Origin of the sequence: Microbacterium sp. NPDC057659, from assembly GCF_042799915.1 — a bacterium.
In the GTDB taxonomy this organism is placed as follows: Bacteria; Actinomycetota; Actinomycetes; order Actinomycetales; family Microbacteriaceae; genus Microbacterium.
On record NZ_JBHVHU010000001.1, the window covers coordinates 849116 to 866102 of the forward strand.

Here is a 16987-nt window from a genome sequence, read left to right on the forward strand (position 1 = left end):
CGGCATCCGATGCCATTCGAAGTGACCGAAAACCGTGAATCTTGCGGTACGCATCGGGTCGAAACGATGATCTTGCGAGATCTTCCCGATATCGAACGCCAGAGGGCGTCAAGAACTCTCGTTCTTAACGCCCTCTGACCGGCCTGTGACGTCAGGCGCCCTGCAGTGCCTCCCGCAGCAGGTGCATGAGCGCGCCCAACTGCACGGACTCCGTGCTTCCCGGCTCGATGTTCTCGCCGTCCAGCGCCCGGCCGGCCAGGCCCTGCTTCTGGTCGATGAGCTCGGCGATCTTCGTGTCGATCGTGTGCGCGGCGATGATGCGCCACGCCGTGACGGGCTCGTCCTGACCGATGCGGTGCACGCGGTCGATTGCCTGCGTCTGCTCGGCCGCGGTCCAGCTGAGCTCGGCGAGCACGACGTTCGATGCGGCCTGCAGGTTCACGCCGACACCGGCAGCGGTGAGCGAGCACACCGCGATCCCGACATCCGGGTCGGTGTTGAACGCATCGATCGCCGCCTGCCGGGCCGGGGCGGTCTGATCGCCGCGGATGGAGACCGCCTTGATGCCGGAGGCCGCGAAGTGCGCCTCGGCCTGGTCCATGACGTCGATGTGCTTGGCGAAGAACACGACCTTCTCGACCGAGCGCTGCAGCTGGGCGGCGTAGTCGGCGGCGAGCTGGGCCTTGGCCTGGCCGATGCGGCGCACCATCGTGAAGACGTTGTCTCCGCCGGTCCCCGCGGCCTTGGACTCCTCGAGCTCGTTGTGTGCGACCAGACGGACGATGTCGTCGTCGATCTCACCGGCATCGGACGGGCCGTGCGCAGCCGCACGGGCCTCGACGATGCGGCGGTACTTCGCCGCCATTCGCTGGCCCAGCTCGCGCTCCGCCTCGCGGATGCCGCGGCCGAACTCGTCGTCCAGCTGCACCGGCAGGTCGGCCACGAGCTTGTCGGGCAGATCGGCGGCGACGTCCTTCTTCTTGCGCCGCACGATTCCCATGGAGATGACGGCCTCGCGCGCCTCCGCGTAGAACGACTTGTCGGCCGGGGTGAGCCCCGTGGCATCCAGCTTGTCCATCAGCGCCGGTTCCGGCTTCTCGCCGTTGGTCCAGCCCAGGAAGCGCCAGATCGCGTCGAAGTCCTCGACGTCATTGATCAGCGGCGTTCCGGTGAGCGCGAGCATGAGCGGGTCGCGCTCACGGTCGCGGATGCGGGAGGCCAGCGCCAGCACGTTCTGCGAGCGCTGCGAGGAGAGGTTCTTGATGAAGTGGGCTTCGTCGACGACCATGCCCTTCAGGCCGATCGAGCTGAGCCAGGACAGGTGCCGGTCGAGGATCTCGTAGTTCACGATGAACACGTCGGCGAACGCGTCGATGTCGGCTCCGTCGCCCTGGATCACCGTGGCGCGCCGCTGCGGCGTCCACAGCTCGACCTCGCGGGCCCAGTTCATCTTCACCACGTTGGGCACGACCACGAGCAGCGGGTACGCCTCGGCGACGGATGCCGCGAGCACCGACTGCGCGGTCTTGCCGAGGCCGGGCTCGTCGGCGAGCAGGAAGCTGCGGTGGCCGGCGCGCACGGACTCGATGAACCGCGACTGGTGCACCATGACCTCGCGGCCCTTCGGCGAGATGTGGTCGTACTCGGGCACCGGCGGCAGCTCCATGGTGGCCGCTCCCCCGCCGGCGCCGGACTCGAACGCCTTGTACAGCGGGCCCATCAGCTCCCAGCCGTCCAGCCGGCGGCGCGGCGTGGACGCGGGGCGCGGCGTGAGGTCGGGGGCGAGGAAGGGGTTCGCGAGCTGGCGGGCCTCGACAGAGGGCGGGGTGACCTGCTTCTCGGCGAGCGCCGGGGGAACGACGACCGTGGCCTTGACCGGGGCGATGTCGGTGATGACGAGCTCCTCCGGTGCGAGCTCCGCACCCGACTCGAGCAGCCAGTCCCGGCGCATCCGCTTGGCCACAGGGCTGGTGGCCTGGTCGGCCTCGAGCAGCTGGATCAGCGACGTGTCGCGCGCGGCGGTCTTGGCGAGGATGGTCGCCACGCCGTCGAGGCGCTTCAGCAGCTCGGCGCGCGCCGAGTCGGACAGCTCGGGGTCGGCCTTCACCCTGGCGCGCTCCTCGCGCACCAGGAAGGCGATGACCTGGAACTTCACACGATTGGTGGGCCCGAGCTTTCCGCGCTGAGCCTTCGCCTCGATCTCGCGCACCTTGCGGGCGAGGATCGGGATCAGAGGCGCCTCGTCATCGCGACGGGACGTCTTCTTTCGCCGCGGGGCGGCGGTCGCCGTGGTCGGCATGCTCCTCCTGAGCTGAGATATCCGTGCCGAGGATGCTCGGCCGTACCTGTCGTCCGCGGGCGGCGTGCTGCCGGAACGGACCTCACCGGATGCGTATTCGCATGGCGACTGCGCATTCGGGCCGATGCCCCCGCGACCTCCGGATCGCCGGCGCCGATGCGCAGCAGATGCGCTCGGGCGGGAATCCACCCACGAGTCTACGCCATCGCGCGGTTCCGGCGCCGCGACAGGCCGCGTGTCAGACGCCCAGCAGCCGCTTCGCAGCGGCGACGTCGGCATCGATCTGCGCGATCAGCGCGTCGATCCCCTCGAAGGCGACCATGCCGCGGAGACGGTCGGCGAACTCGACGGAGATGTGGTGACCGTACAGATCCAGACCTGTCTCGCCCAGCACGTGGGCCTCGACCTGGCGCCGGGGCACGTCGTCGAAGGTCGGGTTGGTGCCGACCGAGATCGCGGACGGGTACCGCTGGTCGCCGTCGACCAGCCAGCCGGCGTAGACGCCGTCCGCGGGGACCAGCGCGTCGACGGTCTCGGAGAGGTTCGCGGTCGGGAAGCCCAGTTCGCGGCCGCGCTTGAGCCCGTGCACAACCTCTCCCGACACCGAGACCGGGCGACCGAGCACCTGTGCGGCCGTGGCAACGTCACCGGCGTCGAGCAGCTCTCGCACCCAGGTCGACGACACGCGACGATCGGAGCCCGGCAGGAACACGTCGTCGACCACGTCGACCGTGAAACCGTGCTGCGCGCCGAGCTCGCGGAGCAGCCCTGGCGTGCCCGCTCCCCCTCGGCCGAAGCGGAAGTCCGCGCCGACCAGCACCGTGCGCACGCGCAGAGCGTCGACCAGGATGCCGGTGACGAAGTCCGCAGGCTCACGCGAGGACAGCTCGCGATCGAAGGTGAGCACGAGCGTGGCGTCGATGCCCGTGCCCGCGAGCAGCTCGAGCTTGCGCTCCAGGTCGACGACGCTCTCCGGGCAGATCTCGGGGCGGAGAAGAGCGAGAGGGTTGCGGTCGAAGGTCACGGCGACGGTGCGGGCGCCGGATGCCGCGGCATCCTCCTGCATCCGCCGGATGACGGCCTGATGGCCGATGTGCACGCCGTCGAACTTGCCGATCGCGACGACCGAGGGACCGAAGTCGGCCGGCACGTCCTCCGTGCCGCGGAACACGATCATGATGCGACCGCCGGACGGTGCGTGCGCAGCCACCACAGGCCGCAGATCGGCAGCACGAGCGGGATGAACACGTATCCCATTCCGAAGTACGACCAGACCGAGTCGTGCCCGAACAGCTGCGGCTCCACCAGGCTGAGCGTGCCGACGACCAGCACGCCTGCCAGCTCGAACACGATCGCCACCCAGGCGACCGTGTACCAGCCGGGCTTGCCCGCGTTGATCAGCGCGAGAGTGGCAAGGATGTACACCACGGCGGCGATCGCCGAGAGCGTGTACGCCAGCGGCGCCTCATCGAACCGGCGGACGATCTGCACGAAGCTGCGTCCGGTCGCACCCAGCGCCATCACGGCGTAGACGATCACGAGGACGCGGCCGACACCCGTCATCCGGGCGCGCGAAACAGTGTTGGTCATGGCGTGTTCCAGTTTAGAGGCGGGTGGCTTCAGGCGACCTGGATCGTCCAGATGGTCTGCATGCGCCACAGCATGATCGCCAGCGACAGGCCGACGACGCCGAGGATGACGGTGCTCCAGCGGCTGCGCTCCAGCAGCGCCCAGGCGACGCCGCCCAGCGGCAGCAGCACCGCGGCCACCAGGTAGACCCAGAACTCGAGCAGATCCCCGGTGGGCGGATTGCCTGCGAACGGCGCGATGATCGCGACGACCACCTGCACGAGCAGCAGCAGCTCCACGACGGCGAGGCTGCCGACGGTCCAGTCGCTCGGGCGGCGGCCGGCGAAGCCTGCGATCAGGCAGAACAGCCCGGAAGCGCAGGCGAGCGCGATCTGCACGATCGTGAACCACAGGATCATCGGGATGCCTCCTCGGGCATGTTCATCGCGCTCTTCAGATCGTTGCCACGGGCCTCGACCACGCCCACCAGGACGTCGTCGGGGTCGATCGCCGCGACGAGCGGCGCGGTAAGACGCGATGCCTGCCCACCGAGGCGCTTGCCGTGGCGCAGATCGCGCGCCTCGTCGACAGAGACGGCGAGCACGGGCAGCACCCGCTCGGCCGCCGCGGCCGGGGTCATCGGCTCGGCATCCGACAGCTGCTCGATCGTCACGGCATCGGTGACGTCGAAGCGGCCGACCCTGCTGCGGCGGAGCGCGGTCAGGTGCCCGCCGACGCCGAGCCCGGAGCCGAGATCGCGGGCGAGTGCGCGGATGTACGTGCCGGAAGAGCAGTCCACGATCACGTCGAGATCGATGACCCCGTCGCCACGGCGCTCCGACAGCACCTCGAAGCGCGAGACGGTCACCTCGCGGGCGGCGAGCTCGACCTGCTCCCCCGCGCGCACGCGGTCGTACGCCCGGCGCCCGTCCACCTTGATGGCCGAGACGGCGCTGGGGACCTGCGAGATCTCGCCGGTCAGCGCGGCGATTCCCGCCTCGATCGCGGACGCCGGTACAGCACCGGGATCCGTCGTGGAGACGATCTCGCCCTCGGCGTCGTCGGTGCTGGTCGCCTGGCCGAGGCGGATCGTCGCCTCGTAGGTCTTGTCGGCGCCGACGATGTACGTCAGCAGCCGGGTCGCGCCCTCGATGCCGATGACGAGGAGTCCCGTCGCCATCGGGTCGAGCGTGCCTGCGTGACCCACCTTGCGCGTGCCGAAGGCACGACGCACGCGCGCCACGACGTCATGGCTGGTGAGCCCGCCTGGCTTGTCGACGAGGAGGATTCCGGGCGAGACCATCCCTCAAGCCTACGGCGTGTCAGCCGCAGACCTCGTACGGCGGCTCGTCGCGCGAGGTGACCGTCACCGCAGTCACGGCGTCCTCGCCTGCGCGGAACGAGAAGAAGATCGTGCCCTGCCCGGGACCGGCCGGGCCCAGGCGCAGCAGGGTGCCGTCTCCGATGGTCGGCTTCTGCTCCGCCGCGTCCGCGTGCGCCGCGAGCACCTCGTCACGGGTGGACCCGAGGCCGAGGCCGTCGGCGGTGCGCGGACCACCGTCCGGCTTCACGGTGTCGGTGGTGGACTCGGCCTCGATCGTGGTGACGTTCCCGTCGCTGACCTCGCTGTCGCGCGCGAAGTACACGGTGACGCCGGTCGCCTGGTCGTTCCGGAACGCCGCCCAGGTGCAGTTCTGATCGACGGTCCAGTTCGGCACGCCTGCGACGGCGTCGGCGAAGAGCTCGTCCAGTTGGACGGGCCCCATGCCCTGCTCGGTGATCGTCCAGGTGCGCACGTCGGCCGGATCGGCGTCTGTGTGCTCCGTCTCGATCGGCGACGGCGTCGGCGACACCACGGACGCCGGTGGCGATGGCGAGGGGCTCGTCCAGGACCCCGACCCGCAGCCCGCCAGCGTCGCCGCCAGCACCATCGCGCCCAGCATCGCCGCCGTGCGCTTCCCCGTCATCGTGTTCATGGCTCGCCCTCCGTCGCAGCCGTCGCCTCGATAGGCTGGCTGGATGCCCACGCCCGCGATTCCCCCCGCCGCGTGGCGTCCAGCTCTGCTGGAATGGTATGCACACGAGGCCCGCGATCTGCCGTGGCGGCGACCGGAGTTCTCGGATCGTTATGGCGCCTGGGGCACGCTCGTCAGCGAGTTCATGCTGCAGCAGACCCCCGTCGCCCGCGTGATCCCGCACCTGCAGGCATGGTTGGCGCGATGGCCGACCCCCGCCGCACAGGCGACGGCGACACCCGCCGAGGTCGTGCATCAGTGGGCCAACCTCGGCTATCCGAGGCGCGCGCTCTGGCTGCACCGCGCCGCGATCGAGGTGGTCGAGCGGCACGACGGCATCGTGCCGCGCGACGTCGACGCGCTGCTCGCGCTCTCGGGCATCGGCGACTACACCGCACGCGCCGTCGCCGTGTTCAGCTACGGCGACCGGCATCCGGTCGTCGACACGAACACGCGCCGCGTGATCGCGAGGGCGGTCGACGGGCACTCGCAGCCCGCGCCCCCGGCACGAGCGGATCTGACGCGCATGTCGGCCCTGCTGCCCGACGACGACGCGGATGCCGCCGTGTTCAACGCCGCTGCGATGGAGCTGGGAGCAGTGGTCTGCACGGCCCGCGCGCCGCGGTGCGACGTGTGTCCCATCGCGGCGTCCTGCGTCTGGCTCGCCGCCGGCCGGCCCGACACCGGCGATGAGCGTCGCCGGCAGGCGCGCTACGAGGGCTCCGACCGGCAGACGCGTGGCGGCATCCTGCGCACGCTGCGGCACGCGCCCGATCACCGGATGCTGGCCGACGCCGTGCTCGCGGACTGGCCGGACCGAGTGCAGCGCGACAGAGCGATCGACTCGCTCATCGCAGACGGGCTCGTCGAGGCATCCGGCGATCACCTGCTACTCCCCCGCTGAACGCACGGATGCCCCGGGGAACCCGAATCCCCGGGGCATCCGCACGCCGCGTCACGGCGTCAGGCGATGCGGATCAGCTGCAGGCGGCGACGAGCTCCCACGCACCCCACTGGGATGCGCCGGGGGTCTCGCCCTGCGTCCACCACTTCGCCTTGTAATCGGACCCCTTGTAGCTCACGGTCGAGCCTCCGGGGTACGCGGTTCCGGCAGCCCACGCCGCGGCGCAGGCACCGGGAGTCGTGCCGGGATCTGTCCCCGGGCCGGTGCCGGTACCAGTCCCGCAGCTGCCGGCCTTCTCCCACACGGCGTTCGTGCCGGGCTTGTCGCCCTGCGTCCACCACTTCGCGGTGTACTCGGCGCCCTCGAAGCTGACCTTCGCGCCGCCGGAGTACGTGGCGGTGGCAGACCAGGCGGCCGCGGCACAGGTGCCCGTGCCGGGATCCGTCCCCGGGTCGGTACCGGGGTCGGTGCCACCACCGTTGCCGGGGGTGTCACCGCCGCCGGCCTTGCCGGTGCGCAGCTTGTCGGCGTAGGCGCCGATCAGTTCGCCGTTGCGGTCACCGTCCAGCTCCCAGAACATGCCGCCGCCGAGGCCGAGATCCAGGGTGTACTGCGCCTTGCGCTCGATGGACTGCGTGTTGTCGTAGCTCCACCACTGGTCGCCGTTGTAGCGCCAGGCGGCACCGGTCGCGGCGTCGTAGTACTCCGTGCCGAGCGTCTTCAGCTTGTCGTAGTCCTCGTTGCCGGCCTCCCATGTCCCTGGAGCGGCGCCGGTGGCGGCGTTCCACGGCTGAGCCGAGGCGACGCCCTTCCAGCCGCGGCCGTAGGCAGCCATGCCGAGGCCGAGCTGCTTGGGGTCGATGCCCGCCTTCAGGTACATCTGCACGGCCTTGTCGGCGCTGAACCGACGGTCCGCAGCGCGGGTGTCCTTCGGGTCGTCGAACAGGTTCGCCTGGTGCCCGGTCAGCGCCGGATCCCATGCCCCGTGCAGGTCGTAGCCCTGCACGTTGCCGTAGTCGAGCGACCTGAAGTTCTCCGGATCGTTCCAGCCGCCCGCGGTGATGTCCGACGGGTTCGCAGGCAGGAACGCCGACAGCAGGTACTTCTTGCCGTTCGTGGCGCCGAAGGCGTCGAGCTGAGTGCGGAACTCCTTCAGCAGCGCCTTGAAGTTCGCCTTGTCGTTCGCCTCGTCGACGTAGTTGCCGACGTTGCCGTTCTGGCTACCCGGCCATTCCCAGTCGATGTCGACGCCGTCGAAGACGCCCGCTGCGGCTCCTGCGCCGCCGCGGCCGTCGATCACGGGCAGGTTGCCCTTGATGTACAGGTCGATGCAGCTGGAGACGAAGGCCTTGCGAGAGGCATCCGTGGCCGCGGCCTTGGAGAAGTTCTTCGACCAGGTCCATCCGCCCAGCGAGATCAGCACCTTCAGATTGGGATGCTTCGCCTTGAGCTGCTTCAGCTGGTTGAACGAGCCTGCCAGGGGCTGGTCCCAGGTGTCGGCCGTGCCCGACACCGACGATGCCGCGTCGTAGCTCATGCCGAAATCGGCCCACGCGTCACCGGCGCCGTCGGAGCCGTTGGGCCCCTCGCCCTGCGCCTTGTTCGCGATGAAGCACTTCAGCGTCTGGTTGTTGATGTTGCCGAAGGAGTAGTTGATGTGGGTGAGGTCCTCGGCGGCGCCCGAGGTGTCGATCTGCTTCACCTTGAAGTTGCGTCCGTACACGCCCCACTGGGCGAAGTAGCCGACGTTTCGGTAGCCGTTGACGTTGCCGGTGTCGCTCGCCGCGGAGGTCTCGGCGGGTGCGGCCGCGGCAGCCGGCACCGCGAAGGCCGCGGCCAGCGTCGCTGCGGCCGCCACGCCCGCGAGCGCTGCGACGATGCCGCGCCGGGGGGATCTGGTCTTCTTCATACCTTCTCTTCCTGTTTCGGCGGATGCCGGGCATCCGCTCTGCGACCCGCGTTCTGCGGGACTTCTGTTCCGGGCGGCGCGAGGAGGGTCGCACCGCCCGGAGGCTCCGCCGCTCGGGGTCAGCAGCGAGTGCCGTCGCCCCAGACCGAGGCTGAGCCGGGCCTGTCGCCCTGCGTCCACCACTTGGCTGCGTACTCGGCGCCCTCGTGGCTGACCTTCTGGCCGCCGGTGTAGACCGTGGTCGCGCTCCAGGCGGGCGCGGTGCAGGTGCCCGTGCCGCCGCCGTTCGTACCACCGCCCTCCGAGCCGGGCTCGACGACGGTCGCACCGCGCGGAAGGTCATACAGCGTGGCGTAGGTCTCGGCGCCGATTGTCACGCGCAGGTTCGAGATCTGCGCCATCGGCAGTCGCCAGCTGAGCTTCGTCCATGCCGATCCCCCGGCCGGGATGCCGCCCGCGGGCACCTTCAGCGAGTAGGTGTGGAAGTCGCCCTTCAGACCGCCGACGTTGCTGCCGGTGTGGTCGCTGGAGACCTTCGTCAGGCCCCATCCGTTCTGCTCGCCCATGGCGCCGGTGTCGCTGGTGCCGGTGTCGAATGTGATCATCGCACCCGCGGGAATGGCGGACTTCCCGTTATTGGTGAACGTCACCTTGGGGTTGATCGGATAGTTGTTGTCGCCCAGCGCGAAGTCGCTGTAGCTCACCTGCAGATCCAGCGCCTTCGTCGGCATCGTGACGTCCGCCTTCGTCGCGCCGTAGGGCTTCGACGTCGCCAGGCGGTCGTGGATGATGTCGATCAGGGTCTCGCCCATCTCGTACTGGCCCTTGGTCTGGTTGTAGCCGTAGTCGCCGGCGAGCTCCCAGATCATCATTCCGCCGATGCCGTTGTTCGCCACGTAGTCGGCCTTGGCCCTGATGGCCTGGTCGGCGTCGCCGGAGAGGAACGTCTTCGTCTGCACGTTCCACCACCACTCGACCTTCGTCGTGTTGTCGAAGTGACGGGTGTAGGTGCCGTTGATCGTCGTCGGCGCACCGTATGAGGCGGTGTAGTCGCCGACCACGCCCTTCTCCAGGTTCAGCACGTGCCAGATCGGGTTCGCGCCCGCTCCGACCTCACCGCCGGACTTGTCCAGGTCGTGCCACAGGTTGTTGATACCGACAGCACCGGCGCCGCACTTGGAGGTGCCGCCGAGCGACGGACCAGTGCCCGCCGGGCACTTCGTCTGGTCGGCGAGCGGTGCCGAGCCGTACAGTCCGTCGGTGCCGCCCTGCACACCGTCCCAACCGCGGGTGTAGAACGGCACGCCGACGTTGATGCGGCCGGCAGGCATCGCACCACGGAAGTAGTGGTACGCCCAGTCGGTGTTGAGGTAGCCGATGTTGCTGTACGCGTTGTAGACGCCACCCGCCGCGAGCTCCGGGTCCTTGCCGTCGTCGTACAGTGCGCCGTTGCCGCCCACGTAGTTGTTCCACGACCCGTGCAGGTCGTAGCTCATGATGTTCACGTAGTCGAGGTACTGCAGGATCTGGTGCGCCTCGGCACCGCGCAGCAGCCAGCCCGATGCCGGTGCGGCGACGGTCAGCATGTACGCCTTGCCGTCGGCGGCGGAGGCCCGGTCGAGCTTCTCGCGGAGGGTCTTCATGAGCGACTGGTAGCCGGCCCAGAGCTTGGCGCGGCGGGGCTCGGAGTATGTGAAGTCGTCCGGGCTGCCGGCCTTGCCGTTGCTGTTCGCGTACTCGTAGTCGATGTCGACGCCGTCGAAACCGTAGGTGCGGATGAACTGCACGGCGGAGTCGGCGAAGGTGTCGATCTTGGCCTGCGAGTCGGTCAGGGTGTAGAAGCCCCCGTCGGCGACGCGGTTGCCGTCGGCGTCGAAGTGCCCGCCGGTCTCGGCCCAGCCGCCCACCGATACCAGTGCCTTCACGCCGGGGTTCGCCTTCTTGTACTTGTTCAGCAGGTTGAAGTGGCCGGTGTACGTGTACGCCGGGTCCATCTCGGCGCCGGCCCTGCCGGGCCAGGTCATGTCGGTGGCCGGATTGCCCGCGGCATCCTGATTGACCGAGACCTTGCTGTCGCTGCCGATGTGCGCGAAGGCGTAGTTGATGTGGCTGAGCTTTGTCCAGGGGATGTCGGATGCCAGGTAGCCGGGCTGTCCGTTCTTGCCGGTGCGCCAGCTGGTGAAGTAGCCGATCACGCGGTTCTCGAGGCCGTTCGGCAGCTTCTCCCGACCGGCCTGGTCGTAGACGGTGCAGTAGGGCACATCGACGCCGGGGGTCTGGTAGAGGCCGTCGGGGCGGCACTTCTCATCCGGGTTCGAGGTCCACGGGGTGCCGGGTTCCGGCGTGGGCGTGGGTTCCGGCGTGGGCGTGGGGTCCGGCGTGGGCGTGGGGTCCGGCGTGGGCGTGGGGTCCGGCGTGGGCGTCGGGTCCGGCGTGGGCGTCGTGCCGCCGCAGGCGCCGATGTTCTCCCAGGCGCCCCAGGCACTGGCACCGGGGGTCTCGTTCTGGGTCCACCACCGCGCCTTGTAGTTGGCGCCCTGATACGAGACCTGCGCGCCGCCGGAGTATGCGGTGGCTCCTGCCCACGGGGCCTGGCAGGGCTCCACCGCAGTGGCCGTGGTGGTGGCTGTCGCGAAGCCCGCGATCACCACCGCGGCGCTGATGACCGCCCCGGCGCGAAGCCGGAACGAGGATCGACGAGTGTGCATGGGGCTCCTGTTCTCCGAACGGACAGCAGGCCCGGGAATCGGGCTGGCCCGACGCTATCGGCGAGCGCAGGATCCCCACATCAGTGGTTTCCACATTGTCTGGAGGGCGGGTCAGACGTGCTGGTTCGTGCGATGCGCGAGCGCGGTCAGCTCGCCCCTCGTGCGCACCTCGAACTTGCGGAAGATCCGCCCGGCGTGCACCTCGATCGTGCGCACGGACAGGTGCAGGCGCTCCGCGATGTCGCGGTTGCTCGCCCCCTCGGCGATGAGCATCGCGATCTCCAGCTCGCGTCCGGTGAGCATCGGCTGCCAGGCCGAGCGGCACACGCCGAGCGGATCGGTCGTGCACACCGGGATCGGCGTGGTGGGGGTGCGCACGTCGATGATGGGCTGCTCCCCCAGCTTCGCGAGTCGTGCCTCGGCCGCGCAGCGCCAGGCGTCGGCGCCCGCGTCGGCGAGCAGGCCGATGGACGTGCGCAGGTGCCTCGCCGCCGCGGCGGCGTCGCCTCTGGTCATCCCCACGACACCCAGCATCGCCTCGATCCGGCCGCGTTCGAATGGCGATCGGATCTGCACAGCCTCATCCGCGATCTCGTCGAGCGGGAACCCGGTCGCTCCGGCTCCCATGGAACGGATCTGCCTGCGCAGCGCACCGGCGCGGGCCGCCTCGGGCGGCTGCACCTGTACCGGCACATCGAGCGGGCCCACCTCGTCCAGACCGGGCAGCCCGACCTCGATCCCCTGCGGGGTGCGCTCCGCCCAGATCCGCAGATGCACGGAGGCCTCGTCGCTGCGACCGGACAGGTAGGCGGCGATCGCCCTCTCCATCGATCTCGCCTGCATCCGAGGGAGCGGAGACACGGCCTCGAGCACGGCGGAGAGCTCACCGGCGCGGCCGTCGCAGGCCAGTTCCAGACGCCGCGCGAGACGGATCGCCAGGCCGCCGAACGGCAGCGCCAGCGGCACTGCCGATGCCGCTCGCTGCAGTGCGGCGCGCGCTTCGCCCAATTCGCCGTTCCAGGTGCGCAGCAGCGCTGCCAGCACCTCTCGATGTGCTCGCAGGAGCGGTCCGTGCGCCACGCCGAGCGCACCGGGATCCGCATTCACCGGCAGCGGCGCCGCCGCTACGGCGAGGATGCTCAGTCCCTCCGGGACATCACCGCGCAGTGCGGTGCGCAGGGCCGCCCGCAGCGGTGCGCGCACCGGCTCGTCCTCCACATCCAGGGAGACGTCGATGCTCGCCCAGTGCCCGGCGAGCAGGTCGCGATCGGCCGCATCCTGGTCGTCCTCGATGACCGACGGCGAGGCCCCGTAGCGGAGCATCGTCGCGATCGACAGCGCTCGAGCCGCGCGGGCATCCGGACGCGGGCCCGCCATCACCGGAGTCAGCCAGGCAACCGCGTCGTCGAGCCACCCCCCGCTGAGCGCCGCGCATCCCGCCGCCACGCGGGCGGCGTCCACGTCCGCGGCGTCCGCGTGACTCGCGGCCTCGCGGGCGATCGCATACGCGCGCTCCGCCTGCCCGGCATCCAACGCGCGATCCGCGATCCTCAGCAGGGGGCGGGTCAGCGCGCCGTCGCCCTGCATGTGGCTGAGCGCGCGGTGCCACAGCGCCCGTTCCTCCTCACCGCGCGTGACGTAGACCTGCTCGAGTATGCGGTGCGCCTCGGTGCGAGCCCCGAGGTCGGCCGACTCGTGCGCAAGGATGCGCGCCCTCGGGTCGGCGAACCAGAATCGGCCGGCGACAAGCGTGAGCACCGCACCGGCCGCGGAGTCCACGAGCTGATCCATGTCCATGCCGCAGGCCTCGAGCAGCACATCGACACGGTCGTCGACGCAGATGGCTGCGATCAGCAGGACGCGCAGATCGGATGCGCGCAGGGCCGCACTGACCGCGGAGCGGATGCCCGGGACCAGCGGCAGCGGGTCGGGCAGCGCACTCATCCCTGTGCGCTGCTCGGGCGTGAGTGCAGCAGCGATCTCCACAGCGATGGCCTCATCGCCGCAGCACGTCGCGACGAGCTGCGCGTGCACATGCGGTGCGATCGTCGCCTGTGCGGCGGGCGGCCCTCCCGGCACCGCTGCGCGGACGTTCCTGGGTACTGCGAAAACCGTGGCCACATCGCCCTCCGATCACAACGCTGATCGCGTGGGCAAAATGTTAGCACCGATTACAAACTAATCGCATGCACCCGTGGAATCGGGCGTCCCGTGTTACGAGGCGTCGTCCTCGTCGTCCGCCCGGTACGGGTCGGCGTCGCCCGCGTGCGTGGCGGTCGAGGCCAGCTTCGCCACCTCGGCATCCCGCTCCTGCGCCTCACGCAGCAGAGCGCCGATGTGGTCGGCGGTCTCCGGCAGCGCATCCGGGATGAATTCCAGCGTCGGCACCAGACGGGTGCTCAGCTGACGGCCCACCTCGCTGCGCAGCATCCCCGTCGCCGAGGTCAGCGCGGCGCCGCTGGCGACGCGCTCCTCCTCGGTGCCGAGCACGGTGTAGAACACCGATGCATGCTGGAGATCGCCCGAGACGCGCACGTCGGTGATCGTCACGAAGCCGAGGCGCGGGTCGCGCAGCCCCTTCTCCAGCCGCTCGGCGAGGATGACGCGGATGCGGTCCGCGAGCCGTGCCTGTCGTTCGCCAGCCATGTTCCCTACTCCCCTGTGTGACGAATGAGGGGCGCCCGCAGGCGCCCCTCACATCGTACGGATTCGATCAGCCGCGCGGCTTCTCGACCATCTCGATGGTCTCGATCTCGTCGCCGATCTGGATGTCGTTGTACTTGCCGAGGCCGATACCGGCCTCGAAGTCGGTGCGCACCTCGGTGACGTCATCCTTGAAGCGGCGCAGCGACTCGATGGCCAGGCCATCGGCGAGCACGACGCCGTCGCGGATGACGCGCGCCTTGGCGTTGCGCGTGATCGTTCCCGAGCGGACGATGACACCGGCGATGTTGCCGAACTTCGAGGAGCGGAACACCTCGCGGATCTCGGCGACACCCGACTGGACCTCTTCGAACTCGGGCTTGAGCATGCCCTTGAGCGAGCTCTCGATCTCATCGATCGCGTTGTAGATCACCGAGTAGAAGCGGATGTCCACGCCCTCGCGGGACGCCGCCTCGCGGGCCTTCGCGTCGGGGCGGACGTTGAAGCCGATGACGATCGCGTTGTCGATCGTCGCCAGGTTCACATCCGACTCCGTGACGGCGCCGACACCGCGGTGGATGATCCGCAGCTGCACCGAGTCGTCGACCTCGATCTTGAGGAGCGACTCCTCCAGCGCCTCGACGGCACCGGACACGTCGCCCTTGATGATGAGGTTGAGCGTCTCGACCTTGCCCTCTTCGAGAGCACGGGTGAAGTCCTCGAGCGAGATGCGCTTGCGGGCCTTGGCCAGCTGGGCGTTGCGCTCGACGGCCTCGCGCTTCTCAGCGATCTGGCGGGCCATGCGGTCCTCGTCGGTGACGATGAACACGTCACCGGCGCGGGGCACCGAGTTCAGACCCTGCACCTGCACCGGACGCGAGGGCGCTGCGAACTCGACCGCGTCGCCGTTCTCGTCGAGCATGGCGCGGACACGGCCGTACGCCGTGCCGGCGACGATCGCGTCACCGACGTGCAGCGTTCCGGACTGGATCAGCACGGTCGCGACGGAACCGCGGCCCTTGTCCAGCTTCGCCTCGATGGCGACACCACGGGCGGCCTTGTTCGGGTTCGCCGTGAGGTCGAGACCGGCGTCGGCGGTCAGCAGCACCGCGTCGAGCAGCTCCTGGATGCCGGTGCCGGCGCGAGCCGACACGTCCACGAACATGACGTCGCCGCCGTACTCCTCGGCGACCAGGCCGTACTCGGTCAGCTGCTGGCGCACCTTGGCCGGGTTGGCCTCGGGCTTGTCGACCTTGTTCACCGCGACCACGATCGGCACCTCGGCCGCCTGGGCGTGGTTCAGTGCCTCCACCGTCTGCGGCATGATGCCGTCGTCGGCGGCGACCACCAGGATCGCGATGTCGGTCACCTGCGCACCACGGGCACGCATGGCGGTGAACGCCTCGTGACCCGGAGTGTCGATGAAGGTGATCGCACGCTCGTTGCCCTCGTGCTCGGTCCAGATCTGGTACGCACCGATGTGCTGGGTGATGCCGCCGGCCTCGCCATCGATGACGTTGGTCTGACGGATCGCGTCGAGCAGTCGGGTCTTACCGTGGTCGACGTGGCCCATGACGGTGACCACCGGAGGACGGATCTCGAGGTCGTCCTCGCTCTCGGCCTCCAGCTCGGCCTCGAGGTCGAGACCGAAGCCCTCCAGGAGCTCCTTGTCCTCGTCCTCGGGGGAGACGATCTGCACCTTGTAGCCGAGCTCCTCGCCGAGGACCTCGAAGGTGGCCTCGTCGAGCGACTCGGTCGCGGTCGCCATCTCACCCAGGTTGAACAGGATGGTGACGAGCGTGCCGGGCTGGACGGTGTAACCCCTCAGGGCCTCGAGCTTGTCCGCGAAGTCGGCGATCGATGCGCCGCGGCGCAGACGGATGATCTCGCCGTTGCCCTTCTGGACGTTGACGCCGCCGACGACCGGCGCCGACCGCATCTCGAACTCTTGCCGCTTCGCCCGCCGCGACTTGCGCTGCTTGCTCTTGCCGCCGCCCTTGCCGAACGCACCGGCGGTGCCACCACCGGGTCCACGGCCACGACCGCCACCACCACCAGGGCGACCGGCGAAGCCGCCGCCCGGACGCTGGAAGCCACCACCGGCACCGGCACCCGCACCGGGACCGCCGGGACGCCCCGGACCGCCGGAGCGCTGCTGGAACGGTGCGCCGGGACGACCGCCCTGGCCGCCGCGTGCGCCACCGGGACGACCGGCACCTGCCGGACGGGGGCCGCCGACGCGCGGCGAACCGGGACGGGGAGCCTGCGGCCGCGGGATGTTGCCCGGGGTCGGTCGCTGGCCCATGCCCTGCGCAGAGGCGAACGGGTTGTTGCCCGGGCGCGGGCCTGCGGGGCGCTGCCCCATGCCCTGCGCGGACGAGAACGGGTTGTTGCCGGGGCGCGGAGCGCCCGGCTTCGGGGCGCCGCCGCCCTTCGGGGCGGCACCGCTCTGACCGGCACCGGGCTTCGGTGCGCCACCCGGCTTGGGTGCGCTGCCGCCCGGCTTGGGCGCCTCGGATGCCGGGGCCGCGGGCGCGGCCGGAGCGGCCTGCTCGGCGACCGGCGCCTCGGGCGCGGGCTTCGCCGGAGCCGCGGGCTTCGCGGGACCGGGCTTCGGGCCCGGCTTCGGGGCGCTCTTCGCACCCGGAGCCGCAGGCTTCGGGGTGGACTTCGTCTCGGGCTTGGCCTCGGCCGGCTTCGCGGTCGGGTCAGCCTCGATCGCCGCGCGCAGCTTGCGCGCCACCGGCGGTTCGATGGTCGAGGACGGGCTCTTCACGAACTCGCCGAGCTCCTTGAGCTTCGCGAGAGCGAACTTGCTGTCGACGCCGAGTTCAGCGGCGATCTCGTGCACACGTGGTTTGGCAGCCACAATTCTCCTGTCTGGGTCGGTCCGCCCAGGCAGGGCGGACCATCAGTCGCGGACGGGTCTCATTTCGAGCC

Annotated in this window: 12 protein-coding genes; 1 reads left to right on the forward strand and 11 read right to left on the reverse strand. The window is 70.0% G+C overall.

Annotation, left to right across the window (positions count from 1 at the left end):
• Window positions 1–151: 151 nt before the first annotated feature.
• The 6 genes from ACFVAE_RS04125 to ACFVAE_RS04150 all read right to left on the reverse strand — a co-directional run bounded on the left by ACFVAE_RS04125 (window position 152) and on the right by ACFVAE_RS04150 (window position 5844).
• Window positions 152–2299, reverse strand: a complete 2148-nt coding sequence (locus tag ACFVAE_RS04125; protein ID WP_378888185.1) for a DEAD/DEAH box helicase — start codon at window positions 2297–2299, stop codon at window positions 152–154.
• Between the two features lie 238 nt (window positions 2300–2537).
• On the reverse strand, window positions 2538–3476 hold the full coding sequence (locus ACFVAE_RS04130; RefSeq protein ID WP_378890480.1) for a bifunctional riboflavin kinase/FAD synthetase: 939 nt from the start codon (window positions 3474–3476) through the stop codon (window positions 2538–2540).
• A complete protein-coding gene (locus ACFVAE_RS04135) occupies window positions 3473–3889 on the reverse strand; it encodes a hypothetical protein (RefSeq protein WP_378888187.1) in 417 nt (138 codons plus the stop codon). Before ACFVAE_RS04135 ends, ACFVAE_RS04130 begins: the two co-directional genes overlap by 4 nt.
• A 29-nt stretch (window positions 3890–3918) precedes the next feature.
• On the reverse strand, window positions 3919–4287 hold the full coding sequence (locus ACFVAE_RS04140) for a hypothetical protein (RefSeq protein WP_378888190.1): 369 nt from the start codon (window positions 4285–4287) through the stop codon (window positions 3919–3921).
• The gene (gene truB, locus ACFVAE_RS04145; RefSeq protein WP_378888192.1) at window positions 4284–5171 is read right to left on the reverse strand and encodes a tRNA pseudouridine(55) synthase TruB; all 888 of its coding nucleotides are present in this window, start codon (window positions 5169–5171) and stop codon (window positions 4284–4286) included. Before truB ends, ACFVAE_RS04140 begins: the two co-directional genes overlap by 4 nt.
• 19 nt (window positions 5172–5190) lie before the next feature.
• Complete coding sequence (locus ACFVAE_RS04150; protein WP_378888194.1) at window positions 5191–5844, reverse strand: hypothetical protein; 654 nt, start codon at window positions 5842–5844, stop codon at window positions 5191–5193.
• Window positions 5845–5887: 43 nt separating this feature from the next.
• Here ACFVAE_RS04150 and ACFVAE_RS04155 point away from each other — a divergent pair, with 43 nt between their 5' ends.
• A complete protein-coding gene (locus tag ACFVAE_RS04155; protein ID WP_378888197.1) occupies window positions 5888–6787 on the forward strand; it encodes an A/G-specific adenine glycosylase in 900 nt (299 codons plus the stop codon).
• Between the two features lie 73 nt (window positions 6788–6860).
• Here ACFVAE_RS04155 and ACFVAE_RS04160 read toward each other — a convergent pair whose 3' ends face one another.
• From ACFVAE_RS04160 to infB, 5 genes are all read right to left on the reverse strand, one after another.
• Window positions 6861–8696: a glycosyl hydrolase family 18 protein gene (locus ACFVAE_RS04160; protein WP_378888200.1), complete on the reverse strand. Its 1836-nt coding sequence runs from the start codon at window positions 8694–8696 to the stop codon at window positions 6861–6863.
• Between the two features lie 119 nt (window positions 8697–8815).
• A complete protein-coding gene (locus ACFVAE_RS04165) occupies window positions 8816–11404 on the reverse strand; it encodes a glycosyl hydrolase family 18 protein (protein ID WP_378888203.1) in 2589 nt (862 codons plus the stop codon).
• 111 nt (window positions 11405–11515) lie between these two features.
• Complete coding sequence (locus ACFVAE_RS04170; RefSeq protein ID WP_378888206.1) at window positions 11516–13525, reverse strand: LuxR C-terminal-related transcriptional regulator; 2010 nt, start codon at window positions 13523–13525, stop codon at window positions 11516–11518.
• 93 nt (window positions 13526–13618) lie between these two features.
• Window positions 13619–14050, reverse strand: a complete 432-nt coding sequence (rbfA, locus tag ACFVAE_RS04175) for a 30S ribosome-binding factor RbfA (protein WP_378888208.1) — start codon at window positions 14048–14050, stop codon at window positions 13619–13621.
• 67 nt (window positions 14051–14117) lie between these two features.
• Complete coding sequence (gene infB / locus ACFVAE_RS04180) at window positions 14118–16916, reverse strand: translation initiation factor IF-2 (RefSeq protein ID WP_378888211.1); 2799 nt, start codon at window positions 16914–16916, stop codon at window positions 14118–14120.
• Window positions 16917–16987 lie beyond the last annotated feature (71 nt).

What these genes read in the sequence shown, in the direction of transcription:
- ACFVAE_RS04125 (WP_378888185.1), bottom strand. Translation starts at nt 2,299, where the DNA reads ATGCCGACCACGGCGACCGCCGCCCCGCGGCGAAAGAAGACGTCCCGT.
- ACFVAE_RS04130 (WP_378890480.1), bottom strand. Translation starts at nt 3,476, where the DNA reads ATGATCGTGTTCCGCGGCACGGAGGACGTGCCGGCCGACTTCGGTCCC.
- ACFVAE_RS04135 (WP_378888187.1), bottom strand. Translation starts at nt 3,889, where the DNA reads ATGACCAACACTGTTTCGCGCGCCCGGATGACGGGTGTCGGCCGCGTC.
- ACFVAE_RS04140 (WP_378888190.1), bottom strand. Translation starts at nt 4,287, where the DNA reads ATGATCCTGTGGTTCACGATCGTGCAGATCGCGCTCGCCTGCGCTTCC.
- truB (WP_378888192.1), bottom strand. Translation starts at nt 5,171, where the DNA reads ATGGTCTCGCCCGGAATCCTCCTCGTCGACAAGCCAGGCGGGCTCACC.
- ACFVAE_RS04150 (WP_378888194.1), bottom strand. Translation starts at nt 5,844, where the DNA reads ATGAACACGATGACGGGGAAGCGCACGGCGGCGATGCTGGGCGCGATG.
- ACFVAE_RS04155 (WP_378888197.1), top strand. Translation starts at nt 5,888, where the DNA reads ATGCCCACGCCCGCGATTCCCCCCGCCGCGTGGCGTCCAGCTCTGCTG.
- ACFVAE_RS04160 (WP_378888200.1), bottom strand. Translation starts at nt 8,696, where the DNA reads ATGAAGAAGACCAGATCCCCCCGGCGCGGCATCGTCGCAGCGCTCGCG.
- ACFVAE_RS04165 (WP_378888203.1), bottom strand. Translation starts at nt 11,404, where the DNA reads ATGCACACTCGTCGATCCTCGTTCCGGCTTCGCGCCGGGGCGGTCATC.
- rbfA (WP_378888208.1), bottom strand. Translation starts at nt 14,050, where the DNA reads ATGGCTGGCGAACGACAGGCACGGCTCGCGGACCGCATCCGCGTCATC.